We start from the raw sequence: 11,384 nt of genomic DNA, 5'->3' as shown, positions 1-11,384 counted from the left end.
TTTGTTCAACGGGGGCCGGACTCCGCAGGTTTTCTGGGAAAACCCGCTCTGTCCAGCCCGGATGCCTGTGCCCAGCTTAGCTGGGCACAGGCATCCGGGTTTCAATCATTTCCGCGAACCAGCTACAGCCTGCCGGGATCGCGTCATCATTAAAGTTGTATTCCGGGTGATGCACCATCGCGCCATCGCCATTTCCGATCATGATATAGGCGCCCGGGCGCTCCTCGAGCATGAAGGAGAAATCCTCTCCCGCCATGATCGGCGGGGTGTTTCGGTCGACCTGGCCTGCCACGCTCTCGGCCACATCGGCGGCATAGTCGGTGTTCGTTTCCGCATTGATCGTGATCGGGTAGCCGCGCTGATAATCGATCTCGGCCACGCAGTCGTAAGCCTCCGCCGTCGCGCGCGTGATCTTTTGCACGCGGGCCTCGGCCAGATCGCGTATCTCCGGATCCAGGGTACGCACGGTGCCACGCAGCAGGACCTCGTTGGGGATGACGTTGTGCGCCTCGGTGTCGCTGCGCAGGGTGCAAACCGACACGACCACCTGTTTCAGCGGATCGACATTGCGGCTGGCCACCGATTGCAGTGCGACGATCACGTGTGCGGCGGCAAGGTTCGGATCCACCGCCCGGTGCGGTGCAGCCGCATGCCCGCCCTGCCCGCGCACGATGATCTCGAACTCATCCGCCGCCGCCAGAAGCGCGCCGGGCCGGATCGCGAACTGACCGACCTCGAGCCCCGGCATGTTGTGCATGCCGTAAACCTCCTGAATGCCCCAACGCTCCATCAGCCCGTCGCGGCACATCTCGCGGCCACCGCCTCCGCCTTCTTCGGCGGGCTGGAAGATCAGCACCGCCTTGCCGTCGAAATTGCGTGTCTCTGCAAGATACTTGGCAGCCCCCAGCAGCATCGCCGTATGCCCGTCATGCCCGCAGGCATGCATCTTGCCCGGCACGGTCGAGGCATAGTCGAGCCCCGTCGCCTCATGGATCGGCAGCGCGTCCATATCCGCCCGCAGGCCGATCACGCGGCCCTTCGTGTCGCTGCGACCGTTGATCACCGCAACGACACCGGTCTGGCCGATGCCGGTGGTGATGTCATCCACGCCGATCTCGCGCAGCCGATCCACCACGAAAGCGGCGGTGTCGTGCACATCGAACATCAGTTCCGGGTTGGCATGCAGGTGTCGGCGCCACCCGGTGATCTCCTCGTGCAGCTCTGCCAGTCGGTTCTTGATCGGCATCCTCAGCCCTCTTGCAGGCGGGTGACGAGGCACTCCATAAAGGCCTTTCCCGCATTGAACTGGTCTACGGTGATGTATTCGTTGGGTTGATGCGCCTGAGCGATATCGCCCGGCCCGCACACGACGGCGGAGTAGCCCGCCGCCTGAAACTGCCCGGCCTCCGTGCCGTAGCTGACCACGTGAGAGGCGTTGTCCCCGGTCAATTGCCGGACCAAAGCCTCAGCCTCGCCGCCTTCCTCGGGCACAAGCCCCGGGACATCGAACCGCTTGCTGAGATGGATGCCCGCCTCCGGGTGCACCGCCTTCATCTGGGCGGCCACTTCTGCGACCTTGGCGAAGTAAGCCTCCCGCCAATCCTCGGCGCTTTCGCCGGGCACGACGCGGAAATCCATCGCGAAATGGCAATCCTTGGCGGTGATGTTATGCGCGGTGCCGCCCGTGATCTGGCCCACATGCAGCGTGGTGAAGGGTGGATCGAACATCGCCGCCACCTCTCCGGGCGCCTTGGACATGTTGGCGGCATTCTGGTGGTTGGCCCAGTCGATCAGCTTGGCGCCAGACATGATCGCGTTCACGCCGGTATGCATGATCGACGAATGCACCTCGAAGCCCACGACATGGGTGTCAAAACCCTGACCGCCCTTGTGCCCTGTCACCGCCTTCATCATCGACGGCTCCCCCACGATGACCGCTGATCCCTTGGGCAGAACGGGCTGCATCGCCTCGATCATCGGCGGGGCGCCAGTGCATCCGATCTCCTCGTCAAAGCTAAGCGCCAGTTGCAGCGGGCGTTCCACGCCGCGCGCCTTTGCCTCGACAAGCGCCCAAATGGCCAGCGCGTCAAAGCCCTTCATATCACAGGTGCCGCGCCCGAAATACTTGCCGTCTCTTTCAACCACGGTGAATGGATCGGTGTCCCAGGGTTGGCCATCGATCGGCACGACATCGGTATGGCCGGACAGCACAACTGCACCATCCTCCCACGGACCGACGTGAGCGAAGAGGGCCGCTTTCTCGGGTTGATCCGGGTCGGGCCAGCGATGTGCCTCGATCCCGTGGCTGGCAAGGTAATCTTCGACCCAATCCACCAGCGGTAGGTTGGTGTCGCGGCTGACGGTTGGAAAAGACACAAGCTTTTCCATGATCGCCTCGGCGCTCAATGTCTCGGCCATGAAAGCCCCTTAATAGCCGCTGTCGGTGGTTAACACATAGTGCCCCGGCTCGACTTCGCTATAAACGGATGGCTCTGGCGTATGGCCGACCGGGTGGATCGGCGACGGGATCGGTTTGAAATTCAGCTCCCGTTCGGACTTGCGCTTTTGCGGATCCGCGATGGGCACCGCCTTCATCAGCGCCTGGGTGTATGGGTGCTGCGGGTTCTCGAAGACCCGCGCGCGCGGGCCAAGCTCCACGATGCGGCCCAGATACATCACCCCGACATTGTGGCTCACCCGTTCGACCACGGCCATGTCATGGCTGATGAACAGGAAGGACAGGCCCAGATCCGCCTGCAATTCCATCATCAGGTTCAGCACCTGTGCCTGCACCGACACGTCCAAGGCGGACACCGCCTCGTCCGCGATGATCAGCTTGGGGTTCAGCGCCAGCGCGCGGGCAATGGCGATCCGCTGGCGCTGGCCGCCCGACATCTCATGCGGGTAGCGGCGCATGAAGCTGCGCGGCAGATGCACCCGGTCAAAAAGGCTCGCGACCCGGTCCATCAACTCTGACCCAGATGCCGTGCCGTAATTGCGCATCGGCTCCGCCACCTGATCCAGCAATTGCATCTGCGGATTGAGCGAGGCGAACGGGTCCTGAAAGATCATTTGCATGTCCAGCCGCGCCTTGCGCAACTGTGCCTGATCCAGCCGCATCACGTCTGTTCCGTCGAGGTCAATCTGACCCGACATCGGCTCAACCAGACGCAGGATCGACCGTCCCGCACTCGATTTGCCACAACCCGATTCGCCAACCAGACTGAGTGTCTGCCCTTTGTTCAGCGTAAAGGACACGTCCTCGACCGCGTGCACATTGGCCACCGTGCGCCGCAGCAGCCCGCCCAGCACCGGAAAGCGTGTGGTGAGGTTTTGAACATTCAGCAAAACCTGATCGGTTCCGGGGATCGGTTCGATTCGCTGGTCTTCGACCCCCATCAGCTTCATCGGTTCGGGCGCGGACTTGCCGCGCATCTCGCCCAGCTTGGGCACCGCCGACAGCAGCGCCTTGGTATAGTCGTGCTGCGGATTGCGAAAGATCTCCTCGACCGGTCCTTCCTCGACCTTGTTGCCGCGGAACATCACCACCACCCGGTCCGCCATCTGCGCCACGACCGCCATATCGTGGGTGATGAACATCACGGCCGTTCCGGTCTCCCGCTTTAGCCGATCCATCAAGGCCAGGATTTCCGCCTGGATCGTGACATCCAGCGCGGTCGTCGGCTCATCGGCGATCAAGAGGTGGGGTTCGCAAGCCAGAGCCATTGCGATCACCACCCTCTGGCGCATGCCGCCCGACAATTCATGCGGATATTGTTTCAGGCGGCGTTCGGGTTCCGGTATGCGCACCTGTCGCAGCAGCTCCAACGCGCGCGCCTCGGCATCAGCCGCGGAGAGCCCCATGTGAAGACGCAACCCTTCGGTCAGCTGACGCCCCACGGTGAAAACCGGGTTCAGCGCCGTCATGGGCTCCTGAAAAATCATGCCGATCTCGTTGCCACGGATATGGCGCATCATGTCCTGATCGGCCCGCGCGAGATCGAGATCGTCGCCTTCCTTGCGGTCAAAAAGCAGCCGTCCCCCCGCGATGGCACCCCCGCCAAACTCCACAAGACGCATCAGCGACAGGGAGGAGACGGACTTGCCCGAGCCGGATTCCCCGACAACGCACACCGTTTCACCGGGTTTGATGTCGAACGAGACGTCTTCAACGCCGACAACCGGACCGTCCTTCGTCTGGAATTCGACCCTCAGACCCTGAATTTGCGCAATTGGCTGATCGAGCACGGGCACCCCCATTGGCGTTCTCGTCTGAACGCTACGATCAGCCAATGGGCAGTGTCAAACCCCACCCTGCAGTTTCCCAACGGCAAGGCTTGCATTTTTCGCCACATCTGTTTCGATGGCTCGGTATCCGGTCTTGGGGGGTCGTTTGCAGTTTCGAATGGTTGCGAATTTCACGTGTTCTGAACACGTTACCCAAGATACGGCATCACCCGACGTCGTGCAGCGCGCGATGATAAAAAAGACACGATCGTGTCCAACATGGAGTGTGATATGAAACTCAAAGCCCTTTTGCTTGGCGCAATTGCCAGCACGGCGCTCGCGTCTTCGGCATTTGCCGAGCGTGGCTCCGATGGCAACGTCAGCATTATCTACTGGCAGGCGCCCTCAATACTGAACCCGTTCCTGTCCGGCGGGACCAAGGATGTGGAATCCGCTTCCTTGGTGCTGGAGCCGCTGGCACGCTATAATCAGGATGGCGAAATGGTGCCCTTCCTGGCCACCGAGATCCCGACCGTCGCGAATGGCGGTGTCACCGAAGACCTGATGTCGATCACGTGGAAGATCAAACCCGATCTGATGTGGTCCGATGGCACGCCCTTCACCGCCAATGACGTGAAATTCACGTCCGAATATTGCATGCACCCCGAAGGCGGCTGCGCGCAGGTGACGAAATACGAAGGCGTGGAAAGCGTCGAAGTGATCGACGATCTGACCGTCAAGGTCACCTTCGACAAGCCGACCCCCTTCCCCTACGGCCCGTTCGTGGGCGGTGAAAGCCCGATCCTGCAGGCCGCACAATTTGCCGATTGCCTGGGCGCCCGCGCACCCGAATGCACCGAACAGAACTTCAACCCGATCGGCACCGGGCCGTTCGTGGTCGATGAGTTCAAGCCCAACGACGTGATCACCATGTCGGCCAACCCCAACTATCGCGACCCGGCCAAACCGGCCTTCGCCACGCTGACCTTCAAGGGCGGCGGCGATGCGACCGCTGCGGGCCGCGCAGTGATGGAAACGGGCGAGTTTGACTATGCCTGGAACCTGCAGCTTGCACCCGACGTGATCGCACGGATGGAAGCCGGCGGCAAAGGCACGCCCGTGGCCGGCTTCGGCCCGCTGGTTGAACGGATCATGCTGAACTGGACCGACCCGTCGTCCAGCCTGCCCGAGGGCGAGCGCGCGACCGCAGCCAATCCGCACCCCTTCCTGCGGGACCCGGCGGTTTACAAAGCGATGTCGATGGCCATCGACCGTCCGCTTCTGGTGGAAATCGGATATGGCCAGGCCGGTCAGGTCACCTGCAACTGGGTGCCAGCACCTGCCGCCGTGAACTCCGACACCTTCACCTGTGATCAGCAGGACATCGAAGGCGCCAAGGCCATGCTGGAAGAGGCCGGCTGGGTCGACAGCAATGGCGACGGCGTACGTGAGAAAGACGGCGTGGAGTTGCGGGTTCTCTATCAGACCTCGACCAACGCCGTGCGCCAGGACTTCCAGGCGCTGATCAAGCAGTGGTGGAGCGAGATTGGCATCGACAGCGAACTGCGCAACGTGAACGCATCGGTCTTCTTCGGCGGTGACCCGGGCAGCCCGGACACGTTCCAGAAGTTCTATGCCGATGTGCAGATGTACGCCAACACGTTCAACGGCACCGACCCGCAATCCTACCTCGGCAACGCGCTCTGCGACAAAGCTCCGCGTCCAGCCTCTCAGTGGCAGGGTGAGAACATCTCTCGCTTCTGCATGGAAGAGTACGACGCCCTGCACGCGCAGCTGGCCCAGACCGCCGGCGCAGATGAGCGCGCAGAGATCGCCAAGCAGCTCAACGACATGGTCGTCGAGAATGGCGGGATGATCCCGCTGGTGCACCGTGGTCGTCTGTCGGCCCACGCCAACACGCTGGGCGGCGTTGTTCTGAACGTTTGGGACAGCGAGCTTTGGAACGCCGCGGACTGGTACCGCAAGGAAGGCTCGTAAGCTTTTGATCTGGCACGCCCCGCGCCACCCGTGCGGGGCGTGCCTTGATTTCAGACGCGCAGCCAACACACCCCTTCCTATAAAGGCGCTTTGAATGCTGACCTTTACGATCCGGCGTCTGGTCCTCGCGGTCCCGACGCTCCTTTTCATAAGTCTTGTTATCTTCCTGCTGCTGGAGCTCGCCCCCGGCGATCCGATGGCGCAGGTTCCGCTGACCGTTCCGCCCGAAGTCAAAGAAAAGATGCGCATCGCGCTCGGTCTTGGCGAGCCTTTGCATATCCGCTTCATGAAGTGGATCGTTCAATTCTTCTGGATCGAGCCCCAGGTTCTGATCGACCACATCTTCGGCACCTCCTTTTCCGAAGGCAAGCTGCGTGTGATCAGCTGGCAGACCCGCTCTCCGGTCATGGATATCGTGGTCCAGCGCATTCCGCAGACGCTTTGGGTCGTTGGCACCGCTTATGTGGTTGCGATCATCATCGCCCTGCCCATCGGGATCTATTCGGCCTATCGACAATATTCATGGTTCGACCAGGCCGGCACCTTCGTGTCGATGATCGGCTTTTCGGTCCCCCCCTTCTTTTCCGGGGTTCTGGTCATTGTCGTTTTTTCGGTCAATCTGGGCTGGTTCCCGTCGATCTATGACACCACACACCGGGTCACGAACTGGGAAAGCTTTGTCGTTCAGCTTCAGCAGATGATCATGCCCGTCATGGTGCTGGCGCTGCAGATCACGGCGCAGATCAGCCGGTTCATGCGCGCCTCGATGCTCGACAACCTCAATCAGGATTACGTGCGCACCGCCCGGGCCAAGGGATTGGGCGAGCGGACCGTGGTTCTGATCCACGTGCTGCGCAATTCCATGATCCCCGTCGTAACGGTCATCGCCCTGGGCATTCCGGCGATCTTTGGCGGTGCGATCATCACCGAACAGGTCTTCAAGGTGAACGGTATCGGCCAGCTATTGATCGGCGCGATCCAGGCCAATGACCTGCCGATGGTGCAAACGCTGACCTTCATCTTTGCGATCCTGATCGTGCTCTTCAACCTGATTGCCGACGTGCTTTACGGCATTCTCGACCCGAGGATCCGCTATGACTGAGATCAGCCAGCCCGTCCCCTCCCGCCCGCCGCGCAGTCAGTGGCTGGATGTCTGGGACCAGTTCAAAACCCACAAAGGTGCGCTTTGGGGTGGGATCCTGTTCCTTCTGATCGTGGCCGCGGTGTTCCTGGGTCCGTTCTTCTGGACCATCGACCCGACCTTTATCGACATCCGTGCCCGCAATCAGGGCCCCAGCTTGGCGCATCCGTTCGGCACCGACCAATTGGGCCGCGATATCCTTGCGCGGATGATGGCAGGCGGGCAAACCTCGATCTCCGTGGGGCTGGCCGCCATGCTGCTGGCGCTTTTCCTCGGTTCGTTTATCGGGGTCACCGCCGGCTTTTTCCGCCGTCTCGATGGTCCTCTGATGCGGCTCACCGATCTCTTTCTCGCCCTGCCGCTGCTGCCGCTTCTGCTGGTGATGATGCTGCTTTTCCGTGAGCCCCTGAACGCGGCCTTCGGCGCCGAGCAGGGCATCTTCATCCTGATCGTCTGCGCCATTGGCGTGACGTCCTGGATGCCTACGGCACGGATCGTCCGGGGCGACGTACTCGCGCTCAAGCAACGTGAGTTCGTCCTGGCCGCACGGTCCATTGGCACCTCGAACCACATGCTGATCCTTCGCCACATCCTGCCCAACGTTCTGTCGCCGATCATGGTCTCGGCAACTCTCGGCATCGCCAATGCGATCATCACCGAAAGTGCTCTGTCGTTCCTGGGTCTGGGCTTTCCGCCCGACTTTCCCACCTGGGGCCGGCTGCTCTTCGATGCGACCGATTACCTGCAACAATATCCCGAGCGGGTGTTCTGGCCCGGCATGGCGATCTCCCTGACCGTGTTGAGCGTCAATTATCTGGGGGACGGCCTGCGCGACGCATTGGACCCGCGGATCCGCGGGCGGTGAGCCTTGCCATCCATCCTGTCACGCCCGAGCGGTGGGAGGATCTGGAGACGCTCTTCGCCTCGGCGAGCGCCACGCGAAATTGCTGGTGCATGTGGTGGCGCATCGCGGGCAATGCCTGGCGTGACACCACAAAGACCAGCCGCAAGGCGGACTTTCAGACCCTGGTGGAGACCGGCCCACCCCCCGGCCTGCTGGCTTACGATGATGACCGGGCCGTTGGCTGGGTGCAGGTCAGCCCACGCTCGGACATTCCGCGCTTCAACAACGGGCGCACCTCAAAGCCCGAGCCGGGCGCGGATCTCGCAAAAGTCTGGGCCTTGTCCTGCTTTTTCACCGCAAGCGGCTACCGGGGCCAGGGATTGATGGAGCGTCTCGCCCGCGCAGCGTGCGATTGGGCCGCGTCCCAAGGCGCAGAGACGGTCGAAGCCGCTGCCTACGCGCCCGCCCGGCCCTTGCAGCGGAGCGAAGGATATGTCGGCCTTGTCGTTCCCCTCACCCGCGCGGGGTTCAAGCCGGTCGCACAACGCAGCGACGTAAGGGTTCTGATGCGATGGCACGCTGAGAGAGAACCGAAATAAGGACCGCCCTTGCGCACGCGCGCGCCAAGGCGGAACGAAAGACATGCTTCTCCGGGCAAAGCAGGAGAATACCCCGTGAATGGTCATAGATACAGAACACCGTTCCGGCAGCCCGCAGAATAAACACATTCGAATGCCTTGATCTTTGCGCTTTTCCACGCGAATTGGGAAATCGTTCTCATTTATGTCGGAGAGGCGCGATGTTTGACTCATTTGGTTTCGAGGATACCAGCGCACAGCAGATCAGCGTTCTCTTTGCCCTTGCCCTGGGCCTTCTTTTTGGCAGCCTCGCCGAATGGACCCGCTTTTGCTTTCGCAGAGCGCTGGTGGGCGACGACCGGCGCGCAGCCGCTGGCGTCTGGCTGACCGCGCTGGCAACGGCCATCATCGGAACGCAGGCGGCGGTCGCCGCGGGCCTGATTTCCTTCGCGGACCACCGCTTCCTCAGCCCCGACCTGCCCTGGCTCGCGATCCTTCTGGGAGGTGCGCTCTTTGGCGGCGGCATGGTCCTGACCCGCGGCTGCATCTCCCGCCTGACGGTTCTGAGTGGCAGCGGCAATTTGCGCGCGCTTCTCGTCATCGTTGTTTTCGCCATCATCGCCCACGCAACGCTCAAGGGTGTTCTGGCGCCATTTCGGGTTTGGATCGGCTCTTTCAAACTGGATCTCGGCGCGGCCGCCGCACTCTCCGCCTTGCCCGGCGGCGCGCTTCTCTGGTCGGGCGCATTGGTGATGATGTGTCTGATCTTTGCCGCACGGTCGGGTAACCGCTGGACCGTTCTGGCAGGCGGCGCTTTGATCGGTCTTCTGTCCAGCCTCGGCTGGGTAGGCACCGGCTATGTCCTTCTGGATGATTTCGATCCGATCACGATGGAAAGTCTGTCTTTCACGGCGCCTTCCGCCGACACGCTGTTCTTCGCAATCGCCGCCACTTCGATCCCGGCAGGCTTCGGTCCGGGCCTGATTGCCGGTGTCCTGCTGGGCGCCGCCCTCAGCGCCCTGATCGCGGGCCGGTTTTCTTGGGTCAGCTTCGAAAGCCCCCGCCAGACCGGGCGCTACTTGCTCGGCGCAGTGCTCATGGGCGTGGGCGGCGTTCTGGCCGGAGGCTGCACCGTCGGCGCAGGGCTGTCGGGAGTGCCGACACTCAGCTTCGCGGCGTGCCTCGCGATCGTCGCCATTGCCTTGGGCGCTCTTGCAATGCAGCGCCTGCTCACTCGATCCGTGCGCGGATCTGGCGCACCAGCCACCAGACCAGCAGCACAACCGGCAGAGTAGAGATCGCCGTGAGCATCTCTTTCGTCATGCCCGTCGTCACCGTGAGCGGATAGATCAGATATGCAACCAACGACACCGCGTAATAGCTGATCGCTACGACCGACAGCCCCTCGACCGTGCGCTGCAACCGCAATTGCATGTCCGCGCGTTTGTCCATGCTCTCCAGCAGCTTCTGGTTCTGCGCGCTGCGTTCCACATCCACGCGCGTTCTGAGCAGATTGCCCGCCCTCAACGCCCTGTCCGAGAGCACGTTAAGCCGTTCGGCGCTCGCATTCACGGTGCGCATCGCCGGTTCGTAGCGGCGCATCATGAATTCCGCAAAGGTTTGACGGCCCGTGAACCGCTCTTCTCTCAGGGCCGAGATCCTCTGGGTCACGATCGCCTCGTAGGCCCCTGTCGCGCCAAAGCGAAACGAGGCGCGGGCCGACATGTTTTCGAGCTCCGCCGAAATCGCCAGAAGACGTGACAGCGTCTCCTCCGCCGGTTTGGAGCCGCCCGTCATGTCATCCATCAGCGTGGTCAGCTCACCATCCATCTTGCCGATCCTTGGGCCCAGATCCCGCACCCGGGCAAAGCCGAGCATCGACATGGTCTTGTAGGTCTCGATCTCGCACAAGCGCTGCACGATCCGTCCGATCCGGCGGCTCCCTGTCTCAGGCCCCACGAAGACGGCAAAGCGCATGTGGCCCGCCGGATCGATCCGGAAATCCCCGGCCACCACCGCGTCATCGTCGAGCACCTTGGCCACTGCCAGGCTTTCGGGCACGAACCAGTCATCCATATTGCGCACGATCTGCTTGTCGGACATGCGCGGTTCGATCCGCATCAGGATCGAGGTCATGCGCTGGCCGGGCGCCTCTTCGATCCAGTCCTCTGGGAAAACCTCGAAATCAGCCGGATCGAACGGACGCTCGCTCACCCCGTCCGAAAAGGCGGTGTAGGTGACGAACTCGGTATGCTGCTCCCATTTCAGGTGGTGCCGCCCGATCTGACCGGAATAGTGCGTGGCCCCCGGCTGCGGATGCGGGGCGCCAAAGCGGTCCAGCAAAGCGATCAGATGCGCCAGATCCTGCGCACGGTCCCGCCCGGCCGCCTCCTCCGTCTGCTTGATGGCCACATAGGCAGCGGTGCTGGGCGAGGCCATCGTGGGGAATGGCCGCGCGTGCAATTCATTGGCCAGCTTGTAGCGCAGAGGATGATCTTCAATCGGGGGCATCGGCGCAATCCTTGGTCCTGTCGCTGGCAACATAGACCAAAGAGACGCGCCGTAAATCCTTTTCCTTCAATGCGTTAGAAGAATA

9 protein-coding genes are annotated in these 11,384 nt (G+C 62.1%); 5 read left to right on the top strand and 4 right to left on the bottom strand.

The window, feature by feature from the left end; genetic code table 11:
• Positions 1-76 precede the first annotated feature (76 nt).
• From CFI11_RS08745 to CFI11_RS08735, 3 genes are read right to left on the bottom strand one after another with little or no spacing between them, the layout of a single operon-like run.
• Complete coding sequence (locus tag CFI11_RS08745) at positions 77-1,246, bottom strand: M20 aminoacylase family protein (protein WP_130405044.1); 1,170 nt, start codon at positions 1,244-1,246, stop codon at positions 77-79.
• Between the two features lie 2 nt (positions 1,247-1,248).
• Positions 1,249-2,418, bottom strand: coding sequence for an acetylornithine deacetylase (gene argE / locus CFI11_RS08740; RefSeq protein ID WP_130405042.1), 1,170 nt, complete (start codon positions 2,416-2,418; stop codon positions 1,249-1,251).
• Positions 2,419-2,427: 9 nt separating this feature from the next.
• Entirely contained in the window at positions 2,428-4,248 is a 1,821-nt protein-coding gene (locus CFI11_RS08735; protein WP_130409970.1) for an ABC transporter ATP-binding protein, read from the bottom strand.
• A gap of 270 nt (positions 4,249-4,518) precedes the next feature.
• On the opposite strand from CFI11_RS08735, the gene CFI11_RS08730 reads away from it, so the two are divergent.
• The 5 genes from CFI11_RS08730 (at position 4,519) to CFI11_RS08710 (ending at position 10,083) form a co-directional block, all read left to right on the top strand.
• Positions 4,519-6,225, top strand: a complete 1,707-nt coding sequence (locus tag CFI11_RS08730) for a peptide ABC transporter substrate-binding protein (RefSeq protein WP_130405040.1) — start codon at positions 4,519-4,521, stop codon at positions 6,223-6,225.
• Positions 6,226-6,319: 94 nt separating this feature from the next.
• Entirely contained in the window at positions 6,320-7,327 is a 1,008-nt protein-coding gene (locus CFI11_RS08725) for an ABC transporter permease (protein WP_130405038.1), read from the top strand.
• Complete coding sequence (locus tag CFI11_RS08720; protein WP_130405036.1) at positions 7,320-8,231, top strand: ABC transporter permease; 912 nt, start codon at positions 7,320-7,322, stop codon at positions 8,229-8,231. The genes CFI11_RS08725 and CFI11_RS08720 overlap by 8 nt, the downstream gene beginning before the upstream one ends.
• Complete coding sequence (locus CFI11_RS08715; protein ID WP_130405034.1) at positions 8,228-8,809, top strand: GNAT family N-acetyltransferase; 582 nt, start codon at positions 8,228-8,230, stop codon at positions 8,807-8,809. The genes CFI11_RS08720 and CFI11_RS08715 overlap by 4 nt, the downstream gene beginning before the upstream one ends.
• Positions 8,810-9,009: 200 nt before the next feature.
• A complete protein-coding gene (locus CFI11_RS08710) occupies positions 9,010-10,083 on the top strand; it encodes a YeeE/YedE family protein (RefSeq protein ID WP_130405032.1) in 1,074 nt (357 codons plus the stop codon).
• Here the strand turns inward: CFI11_RS08710 and CFI11_RS08705 are convergent.
• Positions 10,019-11,299, bottom strand: a complete 1,281-nt coding sequence (locus CFI11_RS08705; protein WP_130405030.1) for a DUF3422 family protein — start codon at positions 11,297-11,299, stop codon at positions 10,019-10,021. The genes CFI11_RS08710 and CFI11_RS08705 overlap by 65 nt on opposite strands.
• Between the last annotated feature and the right edge of the window lie 85 nt (positions 11,300-11,384).

This window comes from Thalassococcus sp. S3 (genome assembly GCF_004216475.1).
Lineage (GTDB): Bacteria > Pseudomonadota > Alphaproteobacteria > Rhodobacterales > Rhodobacteraceae.
Note: the sequence above shows the minus strand (reverse complement) of the source record. Positions and strands in the feature narration are given on the sequence as shown.